General features: G+C 61.2%; 19 protein-coding genes and 5 pseudogenes. 7 read left to right on the top strand and 17 right to left on the bottom strand.

Annotated features, from left to right (window positions below; all coding sequences use genetic code 11):
* Positions 1-7 precede the first annotated feature (7 nt).
* Positions 8-829 (bottom strand): sulfite exporter TauE/SafE family protein, encoded by an 822-nt coding sequence (locus N1058_RS16620; protein WP_265518725.1) that lies wholly within the window; start codon positions 827-829, stop codon positions 8-10.
* Positions 830-946: 117 nt separating this feature from the next.
* Positions 947-1,939 carry a tRNA dihydrouridine(20/20a) synthase DusA gene (gene dusA, locus N1058_RS16615; protein WP_265518724.1) on the bottom strand — a complete coding sequence of 331 codons (993 nt, stop codon included), beginning with the start codon at positions 1,937-1,939 and terminating at the stop codon, positions 947-949.
* Positions 1,940-2,071: 132 nt separating this feature from the next.
* On the opposite strand from dusA, the gene N1058_RS16610 reads away from it, so the two are divergent.
* Positions 2,072-3,166 carry a site-specific integrase gene (locus tag N1058_RS16610; RefSeq protein WP_265518723.1) on the top strand — a complete coding sequence of 365 codons (1,095 nt, stop codon included), beginning with the start codon at positions 2,072-2,074 and terminating at the stop codon, positions 3,164-3,166.
* A 296-nt stretch (positions 3,167-3,462) separates the two neighbouring features.
* On the top strand, positions 3,463-5,829 hold the full coding sequence (locus N1058_RS16605) for a hypothetical protein (RefSeq protein WP_265518722.1): 2,367 nt from the start codon (positions 3,463-3,465) through the stop codon (positions 5,827-5,829).
* A 15-nt stretch (positions 5,830-5,844) separates the two neighbouring features.
* Here N1058_RS16605 and N1058_RS16600 read toward each other — a convergent pair whose 3' ends face one another.
* From N1058_RS16600 to N1058_RS16575, 6 genes are all read right to left on the bottom strand, one after another.
* Positions 5,845-6,375, bottom strand: coding sequence for a Mov34/MPN/PAD-1 family protein (locus tag N1058_RS16600; RefSeq protein ID WP_265518721.1), 531 nt, complete (start codon positions 6,373-6,375; stop codon positions 5,845-5,847).
* A complete protein-coding gene (locus N1058_RS16595; RefSeq protein WP_265518720.1) occupies positions 6,369-8,159 on the bottom strand; it encodes a ThiF family adenylyltransferase in 1,791 nt (596 codons plus the stop codon). The genes N1058_RS16600 and N1058_RS16595 overlap by 7 nt, the downstream gene beginning before the upstream one ends.
* 439 nt (positions 8,160-8,598) lie before the next feature.
* A complete protein-coding gene (locus N1058_RS16590) occupies positions 8,599-10,479 on the bottom strand; it encodes a recombinase family protein (RefSeq protein ID WP_265518719.1) in 1,881 nt (626 codons plus the stop codon).
* A gap of 12 nt (positions 10,480-10,491) precedes the next feature.
* The gene (locus N1058_RS16585) at positions 10,492-10,749 is read right to left on the bottom strand and encodes a hypothetical protein (protein WP_265518718.1); all 258 of its coding nucleotides are present in this window, start codon (positions 10,747-10,749) and stop codon (positions 10,492-10,494) included.
* A gap of 394 nt (positions 10,750-11,143) precedes the next feature.
* Complete coding sequence (locus tag N1058_RS16580) at positions 11,144-11,368, bottom strand: hypothetical protein (RefSeq protein ID WP_265518717.1); 225 nt, start codon at positions 11,366-11,368, stop codon at positions 11,144-11,146.
* A 4-nt stretch (positions 11,369-11,372) separates the two neighbouring features.
* Positions 11,373-12,119 carry a hypothetical protein gene (locus tag N1058_RS16575; protein ID WP_265518716.1) on the bottom strand — a complete coding sequence of 249 codons (747 nt, stop codon included), beginning with the start codon at positions 12,117-12,119 and terminating at the stop codon, positions 11,373-11,375.
* A 122-nt stretch (positions 12,120-12,241) separates the two neighbouring features.
* Here N1058_RS16575 and N1058_RS16570 point away from each other — a divergent pair, with 122 nt between their 5' ends.
* The gene (locus N1058_RS16570) at positions 12,242-12,487 is read left to right on the top strand and encodes a helix-turn-helix transcriptional regulator (RefSeq protein WP_265518715.1); all 246 of its coding nucleotides are present in this window, start codon (positions 12,242-12,244) and stop codon (positions 12,485-12,487) included.
* Here the strand turns inward: N1058_RS16570 and N1058_RS16565 are convergent.
* The 5 genes and pseudogenes from N1058_RS16565 to N1058_RS16545 form a co-directional block, all read right to left on the bottom strand.
* A complete protein-coding gene (locus N1058_RS16565; protein ID WP_265518714.1) occupies positions 12,385-12,753 on the bottom strand; it encodes a transposase in 369 nt (122 codons plus the stop codon). The genes N1058_RS16570 and N1058_RS16565 overlap by 103 nt on opposite strands.
* A 236-nt stretch (positions 12,754-12,989) precedes the next feature.
* Entirely contained in the window at positions 12,990-14,555 is a 1,566-nt protein-coding gene (locus tag N1058_RS16560) for an FAD/NAD(P)-binding protein (protein WP_265518713.1), read from the bottom strand.
* A 250-nt stretch (positions 14,556-14,805) separates the two neighbouring features.
* Positions 14,806-14,990 (bottom strand): annotated as a pseudogene (locus N1058_RS16555) (IS3 family transposase); the annotation flags it as partial.
* Between the two features lie 421 nt (positions 14,991-15,411).
* Complete coding sequence (locus tag N1058_RS16550; RefSeq protein WP_265518712.1) at positions 15,412-16,281, bottom strand: group II intron maturase-specific domain-containing protein; 870 nt, start codon at positions 16,279-16,281, stop codon at positions 15,412-15,414.
* Positions 16,278-16,937 (bottom strand): reverse transcriptase domain-containing protein, encoded by a 660-nt coding sequence (locus N1058_RS16545; RefSeq protein WP_265518711.1) that lies wholly within the window; start codon positions 16,935-16,937, stop codon positions 16,278-16,280. Before N1058_RS16545 ends, N1058_RS16550 begins: the two co-directional genes overlap by 4 nt.
* A gap of 619 nt (positions 16,938-17,556) precedes the next feature.
* Between N1058_RS16545 and N1058_RS16540 the strand changes: the two are divergent.
* Positions 17,557-17,703 (top strand): annotated as a pseudogene (locus N1058_RS16540) (DUF736 family protein); the annotation flags it as partial.
* A gap of 154 nt (positions 17,704-17,857) precedes the next feature.
* Here the strand turns inward: N1058_RS16540 and N1058_RS16535 are convergent.
* On the bottom strand, positions 17,858-20,293 hold the full coding sequence (locus tag N1058_RS16535; protein WP_265518710.1) for a TOTE conflict system archaeo-eukaryotic primase domain-containing protein: 2,436 nt from the start codon (positions 20,291-20,293) through the stop codon (positions 17,858-17,860).
* Between the two features lie 109 nt (positions 20,294-20,402).
* On the opposite strand from N1058_RS16535, the pseudogene N1058_RS16530 reads away from it, so the two are divergent.
* A pseudogene (locus N1058_RS16530) lies at positions 20,403-20,564 on the top strand (DUF736 domain-containing protein); the annotation flags it as partial.
* Positions 20,565-20,940: 376 nt separating this feature from the next.
* On the opposite strand, the gene N1058_RS16525 reads toward N1058_RS16530, so the two are convergent.
* Positions 20,941-21,972 carry a phenylacetaldoxime dehydratase family protein gene (locus N1058_RS16525; protein ID WP_265518709.1) on the bottom strand — a complete coding sequence of 344 codons (1,032 nt, stop codon included), beginning with the start codon at positions 21,970-21,972 and terminating at the stop codon, positions 20,941-20,943.
* Between the two features lie 373 nt (positions 21,973-22,345).
* Between N1058_RS16525 and N1058_RS16520 the strand changes: the two are divergent.
* Positions 22,346-22,657: pseudogene (locus tag N1058_RS16520) on the top strand (IS3 family transposase); the annotation flags it as partial.
* A 610-nt stretch (positions 22,658-23,267) separates the two neighbouring features.
* Here the strand turns inward: N1058_RS16520 and N1058_RS16515 are convergent.
* Positions 23,268-23,816: a hypothetical protein gene (locus tag N1058_RS16515; RefSeq protein ID WP_338040693.1), complete on the bottom strand. Its 549-nt coding sequence runs from the start codon at positions 23,814-23,816 to the stop codon at positions 23,268-23,270.
* Positions 23,817-23,939: 123 nt separating this feature from the next.
* Here N1058_RS16515 and N1058_RS24325 point away from each other — a divergent pair.
* A pseudogene (locus N1058_RS24325) lies at positions 23,940-24,062 on the top strand (IS110 family transposase); the annotation flags it as partial.
* 267 nt (positions 24,063-24,329) lie between these two features.
* On the opposite strand, the gene N1058_RS16505 reads toward N1058_RS24325, so the two are convergent.
* Positions 24,330-24,503, bottom strand: a complete 174-nt coding sequence (locus N1058_RS16505) for a hypothetical protein (protein WP_265518708.1) — start codon at positions 24,501-24,503, stop codon at positions 24,330-24,332.
* Positions 24,504-24,717 lie beyond the last annotated feature (214 nt).

Raw genomic sequence — 24,717 nt, 5'->3', positions numbered from 1 at the left:
CGTCCGCTCACAAGAGGCTCCAGAAGAAGCGGAAGGCGACGAAAATGGCGAACAGGCCGAATCCTATCTCCAGGTGGCGCTTGCCCAGCGCATGGGCAATCCGCACACCCAGCGGCGCAACGAGGAGCGTTATTGGAACAACCAGCGCCACCGCGATCCAATTGACGAAGCCGGTGGAGCCCGGCGGCAGGTGCGGCATGCCCCACCCGGCCCAGATATAGCCAAGAAATCCGGGAACGGAGATCAGCACGCCGATGCCCGACGAAGTCGCCACCGCCTGGTGCATGGGCCGGCCGAACATTGTCATGAAGGTATTGTTCAGGACGCCGCCACCAATACCCATGAGCGTCGACAGGAAACCGATGACAAATCCGACGATGGAACGGACGGGGTCGCCCGGCAACTCGTCTCCAATCTTCCAGCCCCTGCGGTTGAAGATCAGCTTCATGCCCATGAGGAAGATGATCGCTGCGAAAATCGCGCGCAACCCCGCACCTGAGATGACGGCGGTCACCAGAGACGCGGCGACGACACCTGCCGGAACGGCGAAGATGAAGCGGCGCAGAAGCGCCATATCCACCGCTTCACGCAGAAAATGGGCCCGGCAGGAACGCAGCGAGGTCGGCACGATGATTGCCAGAGACGAGCCCACCGACAGATGCATCCGCACGACTTCATCGACGCCCAGAAGGCCGAAAACCTGATAGAAGACCGGCACCAGAATGGCCCCGCCGCCGATGCCGAACAGGCCAGCCAGAAGGCCAGTCACGACACCCGCCCCCGCGATCACCAGTACAAAGGCAACAATTTCGCCCGCGGGCACGTCCATACCGGTTATCCCCGTCCCATTCAGCGCCACTGGCTACAGCATTATTCGGACAAGGGGAAAGGCCTGGCCACCGACAGATGAGGAAAAGACGGGCAGCGATTGCCGCCGCCGGTTTTATTACGCTGCCTGCTGCGAAACGTTCTCTTCGACCTCGGCGAATGCCCTGACGAGAACCTCGGGGCCTGCATTCGGACGCGTCGCATCCGTCGACAATATCTGACGATAACGTCGCGCGCCCGGCAAACCATGGAACAACCCGGTCATGTGCCTGGTGACATGGGAAAGCCTGCCGCCCGCCGCTATGTGTCGCCCGGCATAGGCAGCCATCGTCTCGATGACCGCGCCCATATCGACGATCCGGTCGGTGTCGCCATATACTTCCCTATCGATCTGCGCGAGAATCGCCGGCGTATGATAGGCGGCGCGGCCGATCATTGCACCGTCGGCCACTTGAAGATGCGCCAGCGCCTCCTCGACACTCCCGATGCCGCCATTGACGCCAATGAAGCGCTCGTCCAGCCGCTGCTTCAGCCGGTAGACCCGATCGTAGTCGAGCGGCGGGATGTCACGGTTCTCGCGCGGGCTCAACCCCTCCAGCCACGCCATTCGGGCATGTACCCAAAGCGCATCCGCACCCGCTTCGAACACCATATCCGCCAACCGGTCGAGGGCAGTTTCGGGATCCTGATCGTCCACGCCTATCCGGCACTTGACGGTTACGGGGACATCGACCGCCCTTTTCATGGCAGCAATGCCACGTGCCACGGTCTCCGGCTCCTTCATCAGGCATGCGCCGAAAGCACCGGACTGCACCCGGTCGGACGGGCAGCCCACATTCAGATTGATCTCGTCATAACCGAAACCGGCAGCCACCCGCGCCGCTTCCGCCAGCTTGGCCGCATCGCTCCCCCCAAGCTGCACCGCAACCGGATGCTCACAGGCGTCGAATCCCAGAAGCCTCGCCTGTTCCCCGCGGATCACCGCGTCGGCAACCACCATCTCCGTATAAAGCAATGCCCGCTGTGTGAACTGCCGGTGAAAGAACCGGCAATGCCTGTCAGTCCAGTCCATCATCGGGGCGACGGAGAATATTTTCTCTTTATTTTTCAATGATTTATGATACACTTCAATGGCCTAAACCGTGAACGAACTGTACGGAACTGGATCATTTTGTACGGATTTGTACCGGTTTTGATCTCTTGGTGTACGGAAATTGTACGGATTTCGGAAGCTGTACGGAACATGGCGACCATAGTCAAAACCAAAGAGGGAACCTGGAGAGCGCTCGTTCGCCGAAAGGGAAAATATGCATCGCAGACGTTCCGTCTCAAGTCCCTCGCCAACGAGTGGGCGATAGAAACAGAGCGCTTGATCGACATTGGTGGCGAACCAAGTCACCGGCAAATTCGAGATGCCAAGACTATTGCCGATCTCGTTGACCTGCACGTCTCGGACCTCCATGAGGTCGGGCGTCCCCTCCGACGTTCAAAGCAGGCTGTCATGGAAGCTTTGAAACGTGATCTGGGCACCACCCGGATTAAACGTCTCGACCGCGCGGCTATCATCAAATACGGCCAGCGTCGTGCGAAACAGGGAGCGGGTCCTGTGACCCTTTCCGTTGACCTATCCTATCTTCGGACAGTTTTAACGCACGCAGCCGCAGTTCACGGAATTTCCGTCGATACCGAAAGCGTCCGCCTCGCCCGGGCCGCCCTCACCCGGCTTGGCCTCGTCGGCCGATCATTCGAGCGAGATCGGCGCCCTACCGAAGACGAGATCGATGCGCTGCTCGATTACTTCGACAATAAGTCCAACACGATCATTCCAATGGGTCGGATCGTCCGCTTTGCGGTCGCCACAGCCATGCGCCAGGAGGAAATCTGCAAAATCGATTGGAGCGACGTCGATCTTAAGAAGCGCGTGGTGCTCATCCGCGACAGGAAAGATCCGCGCCGCAAGGATGGTAACCATCAAAAGGTCCCCCTCCTCAACCTTGCAGGTTTTGATGCATGGCGCCTTCTTCTTGAACAAAAGGTGCTAACCGGTGGGAAAGGCCGCTGTTTTCCCTATCACCACAAATCGGTGGGCACGGCGTTTCGAAGAGGAAGAAAGGAGCTCGGCATCGAGGACCTGCGCTTTCACGACCTGCGCCATGAAGCCACAAGCAGGCTATTCGAGGCAGGCCTGTCGATTGAACGCGTCGCGTTGGTAACCGGGCATCGGGATTGGAAAATGCTTCGCCGGTACACCAACCTCAAACCCGAGGATCTGCATCAGTTACAGACGTCCAAGCAGGCCTCCGAGGAGGAGTTCTTCCGAATGCTCGCGGAGGATTAGGTCTGGTTGCGGGGCTGCAATCATCTTCCCATGCTGCTCCCGATGGCTGTTCGACTTTCGCCTCGGTTCGAACCGCCACCACGTCTATCATCGGGAGCAGGAATATCGACACCGTCGATATGATGATGAAAATACACAACCCGGAACCTGTGGTATTGCCCAGGGTACCAGAAGCATAAAGCCGTCCGATCGGCAGTGCTAGCGTATCGGCAAGGAGATTGGGCATCTGGTGCGACGAATCGGATAGAACCGCCGTCCTCATCAATCACCACAGAGAATCTTCATAGCCTGCCGACATGCCTGACTTTCCGCATACCAAACTGCTCGCCCGCAAGATCTCCGACTTCTGCCGCCTCCGTGTCGAACCAGCATTGCCCCCGCAGGAAAGCACACGGATCAAGGAATTTCTCCTTGGTCTGATCGCCCAATCGCAAACGCCGCCTCGCAAGGTACGCGGCTACGATTGGGACGAAATCGCCCTTCAATGCGGCCTCGACAAGGATGCCCTTCGGGGTGCGAGAGCGGTGATCGAGCCGGCGTTGGATGCAATCGTGCGGAACACGAAAAATCCAAGCAAGCGCCCTTCCGCCACAATCCGAAGCACACAGGATTCAAAGCCGCGTCCGCAACGCGGCCGGCCTCCGCGACAGCCAGCGAAAAGGCCAAGCGTTGCCGGCAACATTGGCGCGGCGGACCGATCGGAGCGGCAGTCCGCGACGAACCGGCGGAAGCCCGGCACCAAGCCGCGCACGATCGAAGAGTTCCCAACACCTCTCTTCGATGACTGGCTCGACCCGCCAACCTTTCGGGAGGCGTTGGAGCTGCACATGCGCCGCCACGGCGACAGCTATTGGCATCTCCACCGTGCGGTCATTCGCGATGACGAAAAGCTCGACCATTCGACCATCCGCCACTGGATGAAGGGAACGAAGGCGCCCCGCAGCGTGGCCAGCATGGAGGTTCTCAGTCGCATCGAGCGCCGGTATCGCCTCCCTGCGGGCTATTTCAAGGCGAAGCTTCCGCATCAGACGCGGTCAGCCTCGGGCCACGTCCTCGACGACATCACCCCGGCCGAGCGCCGGAGACTCGCCTGGCACCTGCCTGACGATTTCAACACACGCCCGCGCCAGGAACAGGAGGAGATCCTCGAATGGGTGCAGCGCGTCATCATCAGGGGCTCGACCGACTACAGGCGGTTCCAGGCCGCCGCGATGAAGCAGCGCTACGCCATCCGTTTTCCAGGGATCACATACGGTCGGTCTGACGCTGCGGACGAACGCTATCCAAACAGATGCTCGGATCAGGACGAAGACAGCATGTCCTTCACCGATCCGGATCTGCGATCCGGCGTCATCGATGCTCCACCCGTCCTCGCCATGGAAATGGCCGAGCTCATCCGCTTCAAAACCGCGACGCTCACCGCATTCGGTCTCCAGCGGAACGGTGTCTGGGGCGAGGAGACGGCATCGCAGAAGGTCGAGCATCTCGGCCTGATGTTCGGGGCATTGGCCGCGCATCCGCGCGGCCCGGTCCGCGGCTATGGCGTGCCGCTGCAGCACCTGACCTTCGGCTTGCTCGTCTTCGCCTCGATATGGGACTGGTACGTGCAATGGCGCGAGAAGCGGCGTGGTTTCTATACCGCCTGGGAGGTGGATATGCTGCGCATTTCGCTCGCCCTCACCCGGAGGGAAACGGGCTGGCTGCGGCAGCACCCTCGTCTCGGATCACGGCTCCGGCCGATTGAGGGACTGGTTACACAAGCGGACATCGACCGCGCCTGTGCCGACTGGGACGATGCCTGCGACGTCTATTTCAAGCATGCCTCCTCCCGCGTGAAGGAGATTCAGCGCGTCGCGCGAGTCCACCGTGACCCGTTCGAGCCGATCATGCCGGTATTGGAGGCTGAAAGCCCGGTCGGCGAATATCGGAAGATCACCGAGGAGATTCTCCGGCTAATGCCGGACGAGCGGCTCTATCGTCGCCCGGCGGCGGAAGCCGTCCGATCGTTCTTGATGCTGCGCTTCGGGCTGCACCTTGGATTGCGGCAGAAGAACCTGCGTCAGCTGATGGTCTGTGAACGCGGGCGGCTGCCGCGATCCGAGCGCCAGCTCGCCGACATGAAGCGCGGTGAGATCCGATGGAGCGAACGTGACAAGGGTTGGGAGGTGCTGATCCCATCGGTCGCATTCAAGAACGCCAATTCATCCTATTTCGGGAGCAAGCCATTTCGACTGATCCTCCCTGACTTGGGCGGCCTCTACGATCGTATCGAGGCCTTTATCGATCGGCACAGGCGTGTGCTTCTCGGCGGCGCCCCGGATCCGGGCACATTCTTCGTCAAAACGGTGAAGACGACGAGCAGAGACGCTTCCTACGACCAGAACACGTTTTATGAGGCTTGGCGCCTGACGATCCAGCGATATGGGATTTACAACCCCTATACCGGACGCGGTGCGATTCCCGGTCTCCTCCCTCACGGCCCGCATAATGTCCGCGACGTGCTCGCGACGCATATCCTCAAGCGGACAGGTTCCTATGAGCAGGCGAGCTACGCCATCCAGGACACGCCGGATATGGTCGCGCACCACTACGGTCGTTTCCTGCCGCAGGACAAGGCAGCTCTCGCCGCGCGGATTTTGAACCAGGTTTGGGAGGCGGCATAGGCGGATTCAATGTCCTCACCGTTGGTACGTGGCCGTACGCAGGGTGTCGATCGCCAGCTTGTCCCACAGTAATTTGCGCGGGCGAAGCCATCCTTGCCACATGGACAAATTCCAGCTCTCAGGCGCGCCCCAAAGGATCATCATCAGAGGAACGGGACAACGCGCCGCAGGGGTCGCGATGATGCGTCGAACCACGCTGCGGTCCGTCCAGCTGAGCGTGCCATTCCTTGCGTCCGGATGCGTGTGCCAGTCACCGAGATAGGTTTCCCGCCGCTCCGAGCGTTCATAGTGCAATGCAATCTGCTCAATTTGCCAGTCCTGGTCCGGCTGGAATGCGTAGCGTTCATGCAGCGCCTCCGGTCCGGGTCCAATCATTGCCGTCACGACAGCGATGTTTTCAACAGACCACCATCCCATAAGAACGCCGCCGCTTTCCAGCGGATAATGTCCGTCAGCCGAAAGCACGCAATCGCGCACCACGTCCTCGGGAACCCAAACTGTGTTCCCGCGCGCCAAACCCGCCGTGCCACGCCCGTCCTTTAGCATGTACATTTCGGGTGTTTGGGCAGGTCATCAACCCGCCAGCGTGGCGGGCAACGTTTCCCGTCCTCGTCAACAAAACCTAGTGTCTGCACTTCGGAGCTAACTTTTTCCTCACCGCCTAGCGTCTCGACAACCAGTCGGACAGCCTGCAAGGACAATTCCTGCAGGTCGAAGTCAGCCCCGACAAATGTCCGCTCGCTACAGCCGGGCGGTTGAATGAGATCGTCTTCTCCCTCACCCCGACCTGGAGGCGGCTCGATATTTTTGTCGTGCCAGGCATGCTCAAGACAATTCGGACAGCCCCCGCCTTCAGCATGACGCACTACTGCACCGCCTTCCAGGGTCGGTGTTGCGGACAGGCTCACGAGCGGAACACCTGCCTCACGGCAGCGGCTGGCAAGAAGCATCGTCACGCCATGCGAGGCGCTGCCATCGACGACGAGGTCCGCTTTTGGCAAAAGCTCATCGAGAAGATCATCGTCTCGCTGTTGACCGTCCTGCCCGGCAAATCCGAGAAAACTCGGATGGGCGCTCACCTGCGTTCCCGGATATTCGCTTTCAAGAAAGTCGCGCAGGGCAAATGCCTTGTTCTTTGCCCAGGCGGATGCTCCCAATGGCCAGCGGACCGTGTTGCCGGGTTCGACGATGTCGTGTTCGATGATATCTAGTGTCGCGCAGCGATTGCGCGCGAGTTCGATGGCAACCGGCGCGCCGACAGCGCCGGCGCCGACAACCACCACACGTTTGTCCTTCAGCGCGGCAACGGCCGGTACCCGCCGGCCGAGATCATCCGCACCCGCGCGCAGCGCGGGGATGACGGTTAGATGTGCCGATTTCTTCGTGCCCTTGCGTTTTTCCGGCACCTTGAAGGCCTGGATATGGCCGTGGGTGAAGATGAAAGTCCAACCGAGCCCCGTCTGCCCGAATGCCAGTTCCGACGGATAGGCAATCGCAAACAACTCAAATTGATGACCGGGGCGGTAGCTGTGCAATTGCGGTTTTGCCAGTGACGCAAGAGCGTCGCGCATGGCTCGAATCTGCGCACCCAGATCAGGCTCGGGAAACACCGTATCCTCAGACCGCACCCAGGGAATTTCGACTACGTGATCCGAACTCTTCAGGTCGACGGGAAGGATGGAGGTCCAGCGATGTAGCACCGACCCGTCAGCATCGCGGATTTCTTCAACGACGGCCCTGACCACGGGAATGTCGCTTTCCCCATTGGGTGCCTGATCGTTTCCGCTTGCCCATACATAGCGGACTAGCAGGCTGCCCTGTGTCGCATCGCCAAGGTCCCAGCTGCTGTCGATGAGGCAGTATGATCCGCTGCGACCGAGCGCGTTCCACCAGTATTCCGCTGGTTCGCCTTGGGGATCTTCCTCATCGCCGCCGTCGAGCGCGGGGCCCAGTTGCTCCTGAAGCAACTTGCACAGGGACCAGCTGGTTCGCCACTGGCCTGTGTCTCGGCCAAGCAGACACAAATTACCCTCGATCGGACTGCGGTGCCGCGTTGGTACGGGGTCCAGTCCCGAAAGCAGATATACCTGCGGGCGAAAATGAGGATAGGAATCAGGAAAGACCGCCTGCAGCCGCAAGGTCCTCTCAGCGTCAAGCGACCACGAAAACGTCAGGACAAGCTGCCCCACTGCGAGGGCTTCATCATCGATTTCAGGCCCGACACCGGCGTCATTGAGCGCCTTGAGTTCGTATGCAAATCGACCGGGAAATCGCTTCTCCCAGCGCGGCACCGGCCCCGCCTGGGGCTTGTCCGTTTCCCCTGCGCCCAAGGTCCGGCCTCATCCAACCTTGCGCGGCGGTGGTGCGGGCGGTTCCGGCGGACCCGGCGGAACGCCATCGGGCGGTCCCGGTGGCACACCATCAGGTGGCCCGTTCGGATGGCCATCAGGGGGACCTTTGCCGGGATTATCTGGCTTGCCTGGCATTGCTATGCTCCATTCGACGGTTCTTTTTCAGATGCCTGTTTACTATACGGCCGCATGGATCAACATGCCATGCAGTGGCGCGCGCAATTCATTCCATTACTTTCTGTTCTTTCGCCGGGTGCGCCCTGCGAATCGGGCTGTGGTGAACGGAACCGCCTTGCAGTGTCTCCGCCATCCGGCATTCACCCTCGCGCACCTGAATGGACAGCCTGACGGGCTGCCCTTGTGTTGGGGGCGTGCCGACAGTTCGATTCATTAGGACCTGCAGCCTGCGGATACCGGCTTAGCAGATCGGGGCTTCGAGGTTGATGCACGACCGGCCGACATGAGGGCTGTGTGCCACGTAATCGTTGCGTTCTGCAGAGCGTAGTGCCCTGGCAAACCAGATCGCAGCTATTGGATACTCTGGGACGGTGTAACGTAGGATCGGTTGCGGGAGGGCCCGCCCTATCATAACTTGCCGCCGGACGACCGACGCATGGGGCCAGCCGATGTTGGCGACGTTGCCAAGCAAGCAAAGGTGGTTGCGGGGGCCGGCTTCAACCTTTGTCCCAACTTCTCCAGGATTCCCGCCCTTGCAGGGATTGGCGAAGTCGAGAATACCCATCAACTCGCCGCGTAGCTCGGCGTGAACCTCGCCCCGCTTCTTGCCCGGCAGAAGCACCACCTCGCCGATCAGTGAACGCAATGCGGCGGCCGCCTCCCGGCCGCCATCCGGATCATTCAGCGCCTCCGTGAAGGTCACCACCCTCGCCCGGTAGACGTTGGCGATGTTGGGATGGACGTCCGGCATGTCGGCCGGCGCCTCCGCCAGGCGGGCCATGATCTCCGCCTTCTGCCGCTCCAGCTCCTCCATCCGCGCCTTCATCGCCGGCTGATACATGCCGTCCTCGATGGCAGCGATGATGCCGGCGATGGCGCGCTCGATCTTGTCCAGCGCCTTGCGGTCGGCCTCGCCTTGGGTTCGCCGCTCGCGGTTGAGGCGGTTCATCTCCTGGGTGTGGGCCCGCACCGCCTCGGCGACGGACTCCGCCGAGACCAGCCGATCCTGAAGGCCGGACAGAACCCGTTCCTCGATCCTGGATCGCAGGATGGTCCGGTTGTTGTCGCAGGTGCCGCGCCGGTGATGATTGAGGCAGCCAAACCGGTCGCGCATGATGAGGCCATACCGGCCACCGCAGGAGCCACAGGTGATGAGGCCGGATAGTAGCGAGACCGGCCGCCGGGTCATGTGCAGCCGCTTTTTGTGCGCTTCCCGAACCCCGTTCGTCGTTGCCTCGAAGAGCTTGGCGATTTCCTGCTGGCGGGCTTTGGCCGCCTGCCAGAGATCGTCATCGACGATGCGCAGATGCGGCACCTCGGTCCTGATCCATTGGCTTTCGGGATTGCGGCGCGCCACACGCTTGCCGGTGGCCGGGTCCTTGAGGAAGCGCTGCCGGTTCCAGACCAGGACGCCGGCATAAAGCTCGTTGTTGAGAATGCCGGTGCCCCGGCAGACATGGCCCCTGATGCTGGTGTCGCCCCAGGCGCGGCCGAGCGGGCCGGGAACGCTCTCCTTGTTCAGGTCAACAGCGATGGCCCTGGGGCTCTTGCCGGAGGCGAACTCACGGAAGATGCGAAGGATGATTTCGGCTTCCTCCGGCACGATCTCGCGATCACCCCGGATCGGCTCGCCATTGGCGTCCACCTTCTTTGCGACGCGATAGCCATAGCAAAGCCCGCCACCGGCCTTGCCCTTTGCCACCCTGCCCCGCAGGCCGCGCCTTGTCTTGTCGGCGAGGTCCTTCAGGAACAGCGCGTTCATGGTACCCTTCAAGCCGACATGCAGCTCGGAGATTTCCCCCTCGGCCAGGGTGACGATCTGCACGCCGGCGAAGCGGAGATGCTTGAACAGGGTGGCCACGTCCGCCTGGTCGCGGGAGATGCGGTCGAGCGCCTCAGCCAGCACGATGTCGAACAGGCCGCGCTGGGCGTCGGTGAGCAATTGCTGGATGCCGGGGCGCAGGATCATGCTGGAACCGGAGATCGCTGCATCCGATTGACGCTGGACGACTTTCCAGCCTTCGCGTGCCGCATGCTCCTCGCAAAGCCGGAACTGGTCATCGATGGAGGCTTCCCGCTGGTTGTCGGAGGAATAGCGGGCGTAGAACGCGGCGCGGTGCATGGAGCTTTCTCCCTATCCTTCTTCCCTGCCCTTCGGACCGTGGCCCTTTGCCTCTTCTGCCGGGCGCCTATTGTCGTTGGCCGCCTGCAGAGCCTCGAAGTGCTCGCGGGCGAGATCGCGGCCGATCAGCCGGGCGATGCTCAGGACCACCCTGTCCACCCGCTGCCAGGGTGCAATGTCGGCGTCCTCATCATCCTCTTGCGCTGGCCTGTGGTTGTCGTTGGCCGGCTGACCGATGTCTTCCCGTTCGAACTTGGCTTCGTCTTCCATGCCGTTCTCCAACACGCTGTGCGTTTAGGCAGGAAACACCGGCAACCGGCGGCTTCAAAGCAGAATCTTCATCGTGTCGTTCTGGCGGGTACATAAAGGTGCATAGGGCGTTGTATGTTCTGGGAAGCTCTCATCGCCAATGCCGCTTCCTCTCCTCTTAGCGGGCGAATCGGCCACCGCTCGCCCTCACGCGTGGAGCGCCAGCGCGCCCACCAATCCCTTGTCTGCTTCCCAAGCCCTTGCCGGGCCGGAACCAGCCGGTCCAGGCTGGTGCGATATGCACCACCGGGAAGCGGCTACGGCCTTGACGGGCTGGTTCGCGTTCCGGCTTGCTCCCCCTCAAGCAGACAAGGCCGTTTTCCCGAAACCTAGTGGGAACGAGGGTGCAATGCGATTACGAGATCCGTCCATGATCGGCAGACAGCTTGACGAACACTTCAAACCAGAAACGGAAGTCTGCCTCCCGTCCGGCATAGCGGGCGGTAAAGGCGGCCGATGCGGCAGCAGTGGCTGCGGCGGGGCCATAAAGATCACGCGCCGCCGCGGCCGCCTCCTCAGGATCGGCGAGGTCCCAGAGCGTGAGTTCGGTATCGAGGGCGTCAGGCTTTTGGCGGGCCATGGCTTCAGCTCCCCTCTGGAGCCTTCCAGACCCGAAAGCAGCTGCCGTCCCTGTGGCGGCGCTGATACGGTCCAGTGCGCTCGCTGCCCGGCATGAAGGCATCAGGCTGCAGCGCCTGCCCGATGCGCACGACATCGACGAGCGCCGAGCGCACCTGCGGCCAGGGGAAGTCGGAGCAGTCCTCCCAGCTCTCGCCCTCGCGCAGGATGGCATCGAGCTTGCCGGCCACACCAGAAAGCGAGGTGGCCGGCGTGTGGGTCAGGCTATCGAACAAATCTTGCTCGCGGTCGGATGCGTCCTGCTCTTCCCGTTTGGCGGCGGAATAGCCGATCTGAGCATCGGCATCGTCCCAGCGCGCCTGATGGGCGGCGAGATCGGCTTCCGCCTGGGCACGAATGTCGGCCAGCGCGGGATCGTCGCCCAACAGCTCCTCGATGTCCCCGAGCCAGGAGACCGTGACGGTGACGTCTTCGTCTGGCAGATAGACGTCCGCTTGAGGGAAGCCGACGCGGCCGACCAGCTTCGTTTCCAAACGCTGCTGCTTGCGGCACAGGGCGGCGGTGTGGAGATAGGCGGCCTTCCATTCATGCCAGAGCGAAAGCGCCGGGTCGAAGGAAGGGTTACTGGCCAGCGTGCCGGCAATCGCCGCTCCCTCCTGCAACGGCCACGCGGCCGTTGTCGCCATCGTGCCTACCAGCAAATGCCTGCGGGTGACGGAAGGCAAAGTCGTGGTATCGTCCGAATCATCCATGATCCGAGCTCCCTTACAGCTTGGATTGTGGTCAGGCTGCTGGCGATGGTAACGACACCTTCAGCAGCCGCTTCACATTATAAGCATATTTGCACTTTTTGCGCAACGGACAATACAGAGTAATGGAAGTGACCCCATCTCAAATCCGTGCGGCCCGCGGGCTTCTCGACATTTCTCAGCAGGAGTTGGCGGATTTATCGAAGGTTAGTTTGCGAACGATCGTGCAGATCGAGCGTGGTTCAAAACCGGCGTCCGCATCAATCGTTCAGGCTCTCGTGCTCTCACTCGAAGCGGCCGGAATCGAGTTCATTCCTGAGAACGGCGGCGGCCCCGGCGTGCGGCTTGCACGGCGTAGTGACGGCGCGTGAACATTTGAGCGGAAAGGGCGCCTCTGCGCCCCCATGGCGACCGTAGAGGTGAACCTTCCCGTTGTAAGCTGACATTGCCGGCGAACTTGCTGGAAATCGCGATTGCCGCCTAAGCAACTCTTGCCCGACCGCTTGGTGACCGGCGCGACTCCTGCCAAACTGCGCAAAGCGGCGTAGTCACGTCGCTGCAGGGCATCGAAGGCTTCTGCAAGCAACGTGGCGAGGACGATCCTTCCCACTCCCGGCAAGGATGCGAGGATCTCCACGTCATGCTGCTTTCCCTGCCCCGGCTCGGTCTCCTCGGTCGGGATGAGTGCCGGGCACAGTGACTTTTGCCCGCTCTTGAGACAGGCTAGGCGGCACGAACTCGCTATCTCCAGTGCCAAAGGGTTCCGTTTGCGCCGAGGACATCCCCCGATTCATCGAAAAGAACCACGTGAACCAACTCATACTTGCCGCCTTCTCAACCCTGTATGCCAACAAGGCTCAACTTCGGCACTGGCTAGGGATGCCGCCGCCCCAGGGCGTCCTCAGTCAGGGCTTCGGCGCGGTGCCTTGATCTGCGATCACGCCTCTCCCGGTGGTGCTTGAGTATGGCGTCGGCAATATGGCCCGTGCGCAGCCTGAGTACGGAGTACCCGTTCAAGACCTGAAATGCTCCGCTCGTCATCGTGCCCACCGCATAAAGGCGCGGCTGTGGGCGGCTGTGGACATCCAGGAGCCGACTGGTGGTGCGTTCGATGGCGAGACCTCCGACGGGATGCGCACGCCCCTGTCCGGACCGCAGCAGGCTGTTGACGAGCGGGATGGCCATGGGGTCGGGCTCAGTCCCACTGGAGCCGGCGGAGAAAACTCTGTCGAAGTGGAGCGGTGGATGGTCCGCTGCGACAGCGACAAATTGACCGCTCGCATCCTTGGCCATCGACCTTACTCCACGGACAACGTCAAGTTGGCCCGCCTCGGCGAGGCCGAGCAGCTGCGCCGCACGGAATCGCGGCATGGGACAGCATAGACTGCAGTAAATGTGCCGAAAGCCAGCCGCGCGCGCTTTATCCGCCGGGTTCAGGAAATACCATGCGTCCTGGAGGACCAGGAGCGTCTTGATTAAAATCGAATAGGCCTTTCTGCCATCATCGATATGCATCAGTTGGTGCCGCAACCGGTCGATCCCGTAGCGTGTTGGAAAAATCTCTTCTGTAAGAGGTTCCGGAGATGTGCAGGCGTGGTCGAGCTCCTCGTGGACGAGGTGTACGATGTCCTCCAAAGTGAGCCCGCCCTTCGCTGCGGCTATATCCTCAATGCCCTTGACCGTGAAACGCTGCAGTTCGTAATTGAGCGACGGCGGGCGCACCGCAGGCAGCAGACCGTTTCTGGAGAAAAGCGTAATTCGGCCGCGATGCTTGTCCGCCTTCAAGGCCATGACCAAATCAACCGCGGTCAGTCCGGTGCCGATGATCCCTATGTGTTCGTCAGGATCCACACCGGCCAGGGCATCCTTCAAGGGATACGGTCGGATGCAGAAGTTCTCCTGACCCTCCAATCCGTACGGATCGAACTTGTCTGAACGGCCCACGGACAAGATTGCATAATCGAAGGGGAAGCCTCCGTTCTGCGTGTGCACGCGCGCGCGATCGTCGATGACCGCCACACCCGTGACCTGCTCGCGAATGAACACGAAGCCTCCCAGTCTCGAAGCTGCTTGCTGGGCAGACTCCTTGAAATACTGGCCGATAAGGGAACGCGGCGCGAAATTGTTGCCTGCGAATTCTGCATTGCCAGTCGCCTTGAGCCAGAAACCCACATGCTCTGGCTGCCAATGACGCACGGACATGTCGCTCGTGTAGGTATTCGTTAGCGCCTCGGGCCGATCGGAAGCAAAGCTATGGCCGCACCAGGGATGCGGCGACGGGTCGAACACAGTCACGTCCAGCGGCACGTCGGGGCCGATGATGTTGCGCGAGTGGATAAGGCTTTCGAGTGCGGCGACGGCCGTCGGTCCGGCTCCAATAACGGCAATCGACAGCGCAGTAGCATCGTGCATTGATGACCCCCTTCGGTGGACAGCCACCCGATGGTCAAGTCGCGATCGCGCTATGTCTCCCCTATTCCCAACCGCCGGTCTCCCCAGACCGACTGAGCCACCCAACCTTCAAAGCGATAGCCGCTCAAACACCGGATAGTTCGTTTGCTTCACGTAGAACACCGCCGTATTCTGCCTTGGATGCGCAATCTCCCCTCCGGAAAACAATAACAACATCCCGTACATTGTCGCACGATGTCATATACGAATTCTGCTCATATTGTCCTACGTTGTCAACCTCGACGAAGTCATAGGACCAGACATGATTGGGATGCTCGGGCCGGAGCCGGACGCATGATCCGTCATTCAGCCGCAGCCTGCCTTCTTCGTTTGCTTTTGGGGAACCTTCAGCCCCTCCCGCCGCCAGATCCGCTCGACGCGCTTGGCATTCACCGTCCACCCCTCCGACCGCAGCATCGCGGTGGCCGTCGTGTGGCGGTGACGCCGATGACGGAACGCCGGTCTTCATTCCTGTTTCCGCTGTTTCCTCGATGTGACTGATCTGACCGAAGGCCGATCCCGCACTGGCGGTCTCTCGATCTTGTCCCGGCAACGGTCTGCACGGCTTTCCTGGCGGCTGCGCCGCCATTCCGCGCGGATCAAGAAGCCGCTCCCGGCCGCCTTCCACTTCGTTCCAGCCCCTGTCGGGGTGCCAGTCGATCGCCTCCGATCCATCGACCGTCATCAAGGTCGCGATATGCGCGGCCCGACAAACAAGGGTAGAGTAGGAGCACAGCGCCTGCCTGCCTTGCGGCAGGTGGTTTCTGCGCCCCTCTCGCCGAACCGGGCGTGCAAGTTTCCAAGCCTCCGGCTCTCCATGCGCGGCTTTCGCCACGGGTGGCCCTCATGCGACCATGAGGGTGTTGAACGATACCCAGAAGCGATCGGCCCCTTTTCGGAACTTCTCGTTGGGATTGTTCCATCCGTTCGGTATGCGTATGCCCCGGTGCGGGAAGCGGAGCGATCCGCCTTCCCGGAAGAACCGCAGCGATTTCGGTCCGTCGACCCATCGCCAGCGGCTGTCAGGCGCTGTTGCAAGGAAGCGGCGGCGCAGTGATTGCCACGTCGCCTTAGGATGCTTCCTGCGCAGCCATCGCCCGATGCGCTCCCATAGCCACCAATCCAGACCGGCGAAGTCCCGCGTGGCCCATGTGGCGTAACGGTAATAGTTTCGCCAGCCGGTGATGACCGGGTTGAGATCGTCGATGAGATTGGCAAGGGATTGGCCTGTCGGCGTCTCCTTCACCCTGACCTTGATCTTGTAGCGCAAGTCCTTCAGCTTGCTCTTCGGAATGAAGAGATTGCCGACCATATTACCGGTGCGGCGTGCCTTGGTCTGCACCACCCGATAGCCGAGGAAGTCGAAGCCTTCCCCGACTTGCGTGATCCTGGTCTTCTCCATCGACAGCTCCATGCGCAATTCCGTTTCGAGGAACTGCGCCAGCGCCAGCTTTTCGGCTTCTGCTTCCTCGCGCGTCCCGTCCGTCAGCACGACAAAGTCGTCAGCATAACGCACGGCGAAGAATGTCGGCCTATTTCTCCGGCGGTCATATAGCCGCCGGTCGGCTGCATTCTGCGGTCGCTCGCGAGGACGCATCGACCACCGTCCGTATCTCTCGTCGATGGCCGCCAGATAGACGTTGGCCAGCAACGGCGAGATGATGCCGCCCTGCGGGGTACCCGTGACAGGGTGACGGACGGAGCCCTCGATCATGACCCGGCCTTCAGGAAGGCGAGTACGAGCCCGAGAACCTTACGGTCCCCGATGCGGCGGCGTACCCGCTCCATCAGCACATGATGATCGACAGCATCGAAGCAGCCCTTGATGTCGCCCTCGATCACGAAGCGGTACTCGGAGGTGCCGCTTGACGAGGGGTGCAGTCGCCGCTGGATTTTAGCCAGCGCATCATGGGTGCTCCGGCCGGGCCGGAAGCCGTAGGAGGTCGGATAGAAGTCCGCCTCGAAAATCGGCTCCAGCACGAGCTTCAAAGCCATTTGCACCAGTCGGTCCTTGAGCGTCGGAATGCCGAGTGGACGCACCTTGCCGGGTTTGCCCGGCTTGGGGATCAGCCTTTGCCGGACAGGCTCGGGCCGATAGGTGCCACTGCGCAGTTCCTCGCGGATATCCTCAATGAACTGTGCCGCGCCGCCCGGCCGCTCTTCGACCGTCTTCCGCGTGACACCATCGGTTCCCGGTGTGCGGCTGCCCCTGTTGCGGGTCAGCCGACGCCAGCTTTCCGAAAGCGTCCTGCGGTCGCCTACGATGTTGAACAGATCCGCGAACACCTTGTCGGCATCCGCGACACTCCACCTGTGAAGCTTGCGCTGCATGTCGAGGACGAACGCGGTATTCACCGCATTGGGCTTCATCGACCCACCTCCTGCCGGCTTGCTCCACCCACTGTCTCCCTTCGCCATGTGGACGGCTTTCCCGCCCTCGGACTACTACGAAGACTCCGCCCCCTGCTGCGCCGATCATCGGTCGCCTCGATCATCTCGCGCCGTTTAGCGTGAGAGAACGCAGCAAGGTTCCCAAGTTCACCCGATGTCCCTTCGCCTGCCTTAGGGACCGACTCTACCCCGTGAGGATTCCGGCCACCGCAAGCTGGGCCGTTGGTTGACGTGCGCGATCGCGCACGCCCCTGATCCCCGGTAATCCAGCGGGGATCGGCGCTCCTCCGGCCTTTCGACCGGCCTGCCCACTTCCGGTTTGGCAGGCTCCATGTTGCAACGAGGCTTCAAACATCGGTTCGATCACTCTTCCCGTAGCAGGCATGCTTGCCGGACCGGCCACGGACGGAAGTCCCGGGCCACCCGACTTTGACGGGTTCTGCTTATTTATGGCTCGCCGGAGGCACCCGGTTTACCTCACCCGTCTGCTTCAACCCCCGTGCTTGCGGCACGTTGGCGGCAGGGTTTCCCACCCCGCAGGGGCAACAAGTGCGCGTGACGGATTCCAGCCGTCACTCTTGGCGCACGAATGAGACACATGGCTACCATCGGCACCTTCACTTCTACGGGCAGCTTTACCGGTTCGACCAAGACCCTCAACCTCAACGTCAAAGTCAAAGTCAAACTGGTTCGCGTCGAGAACCCCTCCGACAAGGGCCCGCATTTCCGCATCTTCGCTGCCGCCAACGTCGATTATGCGTAGCGCGGGATTATGCGGAGTCGCGAGCTGACGGCCCCGGCTTTTCTGGGTTTTGTCGCTGTGTCGCTCCGCATAATAACGGCCCCGCTGTCCGCGGCGCCTCGCAACATGGCGGGGCGCCGCGGACAGCGGGGCGCCACTATTCAAGAACGTAGCCCAGCGCACGATAGCCCGCGCGGCGTTTCGCGGCCATCCGAGCGAGAACCGGCACAGCCTGATCGACATAGTCCACGACCAGGACATCCCTTTTTCCGTCATACTCGCGATGCAGGCGGCCGACATATTGCGCCAAAGTCCCCTTCCAGGCGATTGGCATCGTCAGGAACAGCGTATCGAGGCGAGCGTCATCGAAGCCTTCGCCGATGTAGCGGCCTGTCGCGAGGATCAGGCGCTCCTGATCCTCCGATACCCGTATCGCCGCGTCGGCCATTTTGCGATCGCCCGCAGACATGCCACCGCGCAGCACGACGAGATTCTTCACGAAGGGTGAGAACCGCTGCCGAAGATAGTCGAGGTGATCCTTCCGCTCGGTTAGAACGACAGGCGAACGCTTGGCCTCGAGCGACTTCAGCACATCATCGAAGATCAGATCATTCCGGCCATCGTCCTGAGCCAAAGCCGCATAGATCGCAGGCATCGAGGGTCGCTCGGCCGAGGCCAGGGACGGAGGCAATTCAAATTTCGTCGACCGATCGCGCACACGATGGCGCATGCCGCGCTCGGCTGCCTGAATCCGCGCATCGACCCGATGGCGGACAGGGCCACATTGCATGAAGATGATGGGATGATGTCCGTCCTTTCGGGCAACGGTCGCGGACAGACCCACGACATACCGCGCTTTCGACCGCCGAGCGACAAGCTCGAAGCTTGCCGCGGACAAGTGATGGCATTCGTCGACGATCAGATGGCCGTAATCGGCGACGAGGTCCGCCACCTCCCCCTTGCGGACGAGGCTCTGGATGAGCGCGACATCGATGATGCCCGTCGGCTTTCTTTTCCCGCCACCGATAGCGCCGATCTGCATCGGGTCTATGCTCATGAACGATCGTAGACGTTCCACCCATTGATTGAGCAACTCCCGTCGATGGACGAGGATGAGCGTGTTTCGCGCACGGTGCGCAATGAGCGCCGCCGCGACAACCGTCTTGCCAAACGCGGTTGTCGCGGCAAGCACACCGTTTTCATGGGTAGCAAGAGCATCGAAAGCCCTCAACTGCGGCCGTCGTAATTCGCCCTGGAAGGAAACGGTCGCAGGAAGTGCCGTGCCGATTTCACGACAATCTTCCAGATCGGCAACGGCGCCATGGCTTTTGATGAGATCGATTGCTTCCTCGAGGCAACCCCGAGGTAGAGCGACATGCTGGGGATAGAGCTCGGCGCATGAGACAACCCGAGGCTTTCCGAATGTCGGCAACCGCATGGCCTGGGCACGATAGAACTCCGGGTTTTGGAAAGCTGCCAGACGAACAAGCTGCGCAATCAGAGCCGGCGGAAGTTCTGCCCTGTCGATGTAAACCTGATCGGCGACCACGATCTTGATGTTCCGCGGGATCGCAGCCTCAATACGCCGTGGCGCGCTGCGACGCGACGGCGACATCTTCCACGGCTCGTCGGCATGTTCGTCGTCGACCGGCATACGGACGCCCAAGACCCGGCCCGACAGCTCCGCCTCGTCCGCGATGCGGAAGACCATGTCCGCCGATAGCCTGGGCAGGGACGACAGATACGCCCATTGGTCGTCGTAAGGCCGCAGGTTCTTGTCGACAAAAGCGCTGTTGCCGCTCTCGCGTGCCTTCCTCTGCAACGGCAGTGCAATCAGATTGCCAAAGCCCCCAAGGGGCATCGTGTCCTGATTGGGAAAGAAGCGATCATAGGAAGTGAAGCCGATCTCTGGGCGCTTCTCCATCGTCTCCGTGATCAGAGCCGAGCCCAACTGCCTGGCGGCCCTTGCCGGCACAGGTTCGGAGAAGAATATCCAGACATGGCCACCATTCCCTGACCTCGACCGCTCCAGGCCGGCGTCGATTCCTTTCGCATGACAGGTATCGAGCAAGGCCCTGGCGTCGTCCGCCCAGCTGTCCTTGTCGAAGTCGGCGGCGAGGAACCAGCATGTCTCGTCTTGCAGCAATGGATACACCCCGGCGACAAAGTCACCCGAGCGGGCATCGCCGCCGCGCAGATGCTTTTCGATGATCTCCTCGGATGGCGGGATGAATGCCTGATGTGGGCATTCTCCACATTTCACCTTCGGCTTGCCGCAAATCCCCTTCGCCCACTCGTTCGAGCATGCCGGCGAATATCCCGAACCTCCCGTCTTTCTGTTTTCCCATCGAACCGGAAAGACATCTGGGCGCCCAGCAAACAGACGGCGGAACAGCACGATCTTCTCGGCCGATGACGAGTTGTTGGTGACAGGGGCATCGGCAAAAGAGGGCTGTCCGGCGGCACCGTTATCGGAAATCCGTGTTTGCTCCAGCGCTTCCAATTCGCGCGTAAGCGCCGTCCGCTCCACATCCAGGTCGGCTAGCCGCTGCCGAATGCGCGCGACTTCCTTCGAAACATCCTTTTCATCCACCAACGTCGCAACTCACGCTCCAGGTTCCAGGTCACAGAACAACATAGACCAAAGGACGCTCGGGCTTAAGGCGGACAACGTGCGAGGAGGAGCGGCTTAGTCCAAAGCCGAACTCGGCGCCGCTTGGCAGAAGGTCTCCAACGAGGGCCGCGACTATCTCTCGGTCAAGCTGGACGACCTGAGCTTCGCCGCTCCGATCTACGCCACCCTGATCGAGGTGGAAGGCGAGGAAGGCCTGCAGCTGATCTGGTCCCGACCCAACCGGGACTGATCGCCCCGGCGAGGGACCCAGCCCCAAGGCGGGGTTTCTCCTGCGTATAAGGAAGCCGGAATAGGCGTTCCAGCCTTTCCGACACCGATGCCGATGCTGATCGTCGCGCCGGTCGACGGTAGGCTCCGCACGGGCAATATTGCTGATGCCAAACTCCAGCATCATCAGGAGAGGCTTGATCGCAGATCAAGTTACCACGCGGTAGCCGCAATAGATAACGCCTGGCACCGCGTGCCCAATGAGAAGCTAGGCTGCTGAGGAGCTATTCGGCGGCGGCACGTGCTCTTTACCTTTGGATCGGCAGAAGCGGCCATGAACGGCAGCAACGGGCGCAACCATCAATTCGCCGCTTCTAATACGAATCCTGACGTGGAACTCAGCCCGCCTTGAGCATGCCGGTCTTGGGGTGGCAGTTCCTGTACTCGAAGAACTGCTGATCAGCGGTCGCGACCGTCACCTCATGATATAGGCGCAGCTTGGCGGCGGGCCCCAACCTGGACAGATACTTCATTGCAGCACCGAAGATAGCGACATGTGTTGGATGGAATTCCGACCAGCGCTCGAGTTGGGCCAGACTCTTCCACCAACTCATGCCGAAGGACTTCTCCACCGGCCTGCCCGCCTCATCGACCACGCGCATATAGCGGTTTGCGAAGCAACCGCAGGACAGGCCTTCGTCGCGCAGGAAGTCCATGCCGGCCTTAAGCACCGGCTCGACCTCCTCTAGATACATGCGCCGCTCTTCCGGGTCCGTATCCGTCCAGTCCTGGCCGGAGCGGATGAGACAGATGTTGTCGTGCGGAATGACGCGCAGGAGTCCGCCCTCCTCCTCGATGCGCGGGGCACCTGTGGGCTCCATCGCATCTGTTTGCGACAGAGGGATTCGGTCGCGCATGCCGCCCCAATAGGCGTGCTCGCGCACCATGCCGCTCATGCCCTCTGCGATTACGGCAACGCCCTCAGCTCGGTCGGGCGCCGAAAACAGGGTCTCGTAGCGTTCGACGCTCGGTTTCAGAATTTCGGTGAAGAAGCCCAGCCGCGCGTCGGCTGTATCGTCACCGGACCAAGCGGTCCCGTAAGTGGAGAACCAGCGCTCGAAACTGGCGGTATGGTCCCAGTAGGCGATGGAAATGACATTGGAGAAACCCTGCTCGTCCGTATAGGCGGCACGGTCCCAATGGCCCGGCCCGTCCTCTGCGGTGAAGGACGCGGCGATGGCGGCCAGCGGGCCTTTGGCAGCGGCCCCGTCGCTGGCCCGGAACTGCACGCCGAAATAGGCCATGACCAGGGTCTTCACAGACGGCCCGTGCCGCGCCATGAAGGAGGGGTATGGCGGCTCGTAATCAGCGGGCACGCGCGGATGGCGTGTGCGTGCGGTGATGAGATGATCAGGGATTGCCGGTTCCATTACGCCACTACCTCCTGCTCGTTGGAATCGCCAAGGGCGTCGGCCCGCACGGCGTCGTGTTTTCCGGCAGCGGATCGTGCATGAGCTGCCCGTCTGCCTTGGGTGCGCAGTCTCCCTCCAGGAAAACAATCACAGTATCCCGATCATTGTCGCACGATGTCATCTACGAATTCTGCTCATATCAGTGATTGTCTTACGTTGTCAATGCGATTCAGCGAGGATTGCACGGCCAGCGAATCGTCCGATAATGTTGGGACGAAAAAGCCTGAAGGCATGGTTGAATACGCAGCGGATGATGGCAAAACGTGCCCGCACACCGCTGAAATCCGCATCGCGGCTCTTCACAATCCCCACCCGCCGGGGAAAAGGGACGCGCGCGGGCGAGCCATCGGGGATCAACCGCATCGTATCGGCTGTACCACGAGGAGGGACTGGCGATGCGCAAGCACCGGTCACACCGGCGTGCCGTCGGCACGCGGATACCGATCCTGGTCGAGGCGCGGCCACACGCGCGCTGGTCGCTGGACTTCGTACATGACCAGTTCGCCTGCGGCCGCAGGTTCCGCCTGCTCAACATCGTCGACGACGTGACGCGCGATTGCCTGGGGGGATTGCCGACGCGACCATCTCCGGCCGGCGCGTCGCGCGCAAGCTGACGGCATTGATCCCCCGCCACGGCAAGCCGCCGTGGGCGGAGTTACAGGATTTTGTGTGCATTGTACAAACCCTTGAAATGGCTGGGCGACCTGACGCTTAAATTCGATGCTGTGCGTGCGATATCTTGCCATGGTTCTCTCTTCGAAAACCCGACAAGACTGGTCAATTCCTCAATCCAATCTGTCCACCCTCAGGGGCGCACTCCACTTTCCATAAGCATTTTCCTTTCCAAACTTCGTTTGTTCGACAAGGAAAATTACGTGGCGGCTTCGCCGCAAAGCGCTCATCTGGTCTAAGCGTGCCGTCATGACGGGGGCGTTTGCCGCCAAGGGTGAAATAGTAGCACGTCAATCGATCATGATAATCGCCCTATGGGACCGTGGCCGGTTTGCGCCACCCAGCGGTCTGAGCGACACGCTACGCCTGGTGGCGCTTGAGATTGGGACCCCAGGTACCGGTCGTCAGGACGCAGGTTTCCGAGCCGTGCCGGAGACGACGGCATCGTACGTGCCCATCCGAAACTTGCACGAAGGACAAAGCTCGAGATGGCGTACCTGGTTCGGCCGCCCGGGTGCCGGTGGCAGGCGGACCCATCGGTGAACGTCGATCTTCCTGAGCTGGCGGAGGCAGTTTGGCGGTCAGAACTTGCCGACGACGTTTAGGAAGAGGCCCTGGTCGTCGAGGGTAAGGTCTCTGAGGTCGTCGGAGAATCTGCCGAAATTGTAGCCGAGGCCGACCTTGAAGTTGTCGCCGACATGGCGGTAGAGGGCGACGAGGGCGCCGTAGTCGGTGGTGTCGGCCTCGGGCATGTGCATGACGCGGCCCTCGAGCAGGACATCCCATTTCCTGATGACGTGCAGGTCGGCGCGCAGGATGGCGAGATGGGCGGAGGATTTTTGCCATTCGTCCTCGAAGCCGGCGCCGGCGCGGTACTTCACCTCGCCGGTGCGCAAGCCGTATTTGCCGCCCACCGACAGCCACGGGGTGAGGTCGTAGATGGCGTCGACCGACAGGATGTGGCTGCGCTGGGCCGGCGCGAAGAGGTCGCCGGTGGAACCGCTGATCACCTGATTGTTGCCCGGCAGGTCGTAGAGCCAGGTGTATTTGAACAGCGCGTTGAGGCGGTCGTTGTCGACCGGGCGGTAGGCATAGCCGAGGGAGGCCTCGACATAATCGTGCAACGCCATCCGCCGCTGCGCTGCTGGCGTGCTCTACTTCGGGCGTAAGATATGACCGCACAGCCGCGGAACAAACGGTTTGCGCGTTCCCAGGTGGCGATCGTTCGCGGCATCACCACAGGAGGACGAGTCGTGGCAGATTATGGAGAAGCATTTGTCGGAATCGATGTTGCCAAGTTGAGAAACGCCATCGCGGTTGCTGATGCGGGCCGGAAAGGAGAAGTTCGCTTGCGTCTCGGAAGGGTGGAAAGTTCGCGTAGCCGCCCTTCATTTAAACGTGCAGGAAACGTCAATTGCCGATCTTTCAGGCATTCTTCCAAACCGGACGCCCACGACGGCTGAGTGACCCGCCGACGAAAAAAAGATCTCCCGCCGCGCGTTGCCGCACGACGGGAGATCAGGCGGTCAAAATTTGCCGGCGCCGGCCGTCTGAGCCGCGAAGCGGGAGGCTCATCGCGTTCTCAGATTTTGGTAACAGCCCTGCCGACCAATGCGCCGGCTCCGCATTCGCCCGTGGGCGCGCTAGAGGCCTTTCAGCAAGTTTCCGGCGGCAAGGATGGCAAAGGCAGCAGCCAGCACCCAATAGCTATAGGCGGCGACCACAGGAACCGATATGCCCAAGACAGGCAAGACAGATAATATTGCAAGAATAACCGATAGAATGAAAACAATCCCGGTTGGCGCGCTCAGTCTCATGTCTTAATCCTCTTTTTGGATGCTTCTATTTCCGGAAATCACGGATTGGGTTGATGTTCGCATGCAGCCCCTCGCAATCCGCGTTGCTGCAGGATTTTGACCTCCAAGGCGATAGTTCGAGGGAGGTGCTGGTAATGGTTTCGGCAAGCGCATTGTTATCCACGGTCAAAACTTTCCGACAACGTTGAGGAAGACGCCTTCGTCGTCGAGGGTT

The organism is Nitratireductor luteus (assembly GCF_026162365.1).
Lineage (GTDB): Bacteria > Pseudomonadota > Alphaproteobacteria > Rhizobiales > Rhizobiaceae > Chelativorans > Chelativorans luteus.
Note: the sequence above shows the minus strand (reverse complement) of the source record. Positions and strands in the feature narration are given on the sequence as shown.

Bases quoted from the DNA above. Each gene is read 5' to 3' on its own strand.
- N1058_RS16545 (WP_265518711.1), bottom strand. From the start codon at position 16,937: ATGAAGCCCAATGCGGTGAATACCGCGTTCGTCCTCGACATGCAGCGC.
- N1058_RS16515 (WP_338040693.1), bottom strand. From the start codon at position 23,816: ATGGCGTTGCACGATTATGTCGAGGCCTCCCTCGGCTATGCCTACCGC.
- N1058_RS16610 (WP_265518723.1), top strand. From the start codon at position 2,072: ATGGCGACCATAGTCAAAACCAAAGAGGGAACCTGGAGAGCGCTCGTT.
- N1058_RS16620 (WP_265518725.1), bottom strand. From the start codon at position 829: ATGGACGTGCCCGCGGGCGAAATTGTTGCCTTTGTACTGGTGATCGCG.
- N1058_RS16525 (WP_265518709.1), bottom strand. From the start codon at position 21,972: ATGGAACCGGCAATCCCTGATCATCTCATCACCGCACGCACACGCCAT.
- N1058_RS16575 (WP_265518716.1), bottom strand. From the start codon at position 12,119: ATGGATGATTCGGACGATACCACGACTTTGCCTTCCGTCACCCGCAGG.
- N1058_RS16600 (WP_265518721.1), bottom strand. From the start codon at position 6,375: ATGCTAAAGGACGGGCGTGGCACGGCGGGTTTGGCGCGCGGGAACACA.
- N1058_RS16570 (WP_265518715.1), top strand. From the start codon at position 12,242: ATGGAAGTGACCCCATCTCAAATCCGTGCGGCCCGCGGGCTTCTCGAC.
- N1058_RS16505 (WP_265518708.1), bottom strand. From the start codon at position 24,503: ATGAGACTGAGCGCGCCAACCGGGATTGTTTTCATTCTATCGGTTATT.
- N1058_RS16590 (WP_265518719.1), bottom strand. From the start codon at position 10,479: ATGCACCGCGCCGCGTTCTACGCCCGCTATTCCTCCGACAACCAGCGG.
- N1058_RS16605 (WP_265518722.1), top strand. From the start codon at position 3,463: ATGCCTGACTTTCCGCATACCAAACTGCTCGCCCGCAAGATCTCCGAC.
- N1058_RS16550 (WP_265518712.1), bottom strand. From the start codon at position 16,281: ATGATCGAGGGCTCCGTCCGTCACCCTGTCACGGGTACCCCGCAGGGC.
- N1058_RS16585 (WP_265518718.1), bottom strand. From the start codon at position 10,749: ATGGAAGACGAAGCCAAGTTCGAACGGGAAGACATCGGTCAGCCGGCC.
- N1058_RS16580 (WP_265518717.1), bottom strand. From the start codon at position 11,368: ATGGCCCGCCAAAAGCCTGACGCCCTCGATACCGAACTCACGCTCTGG.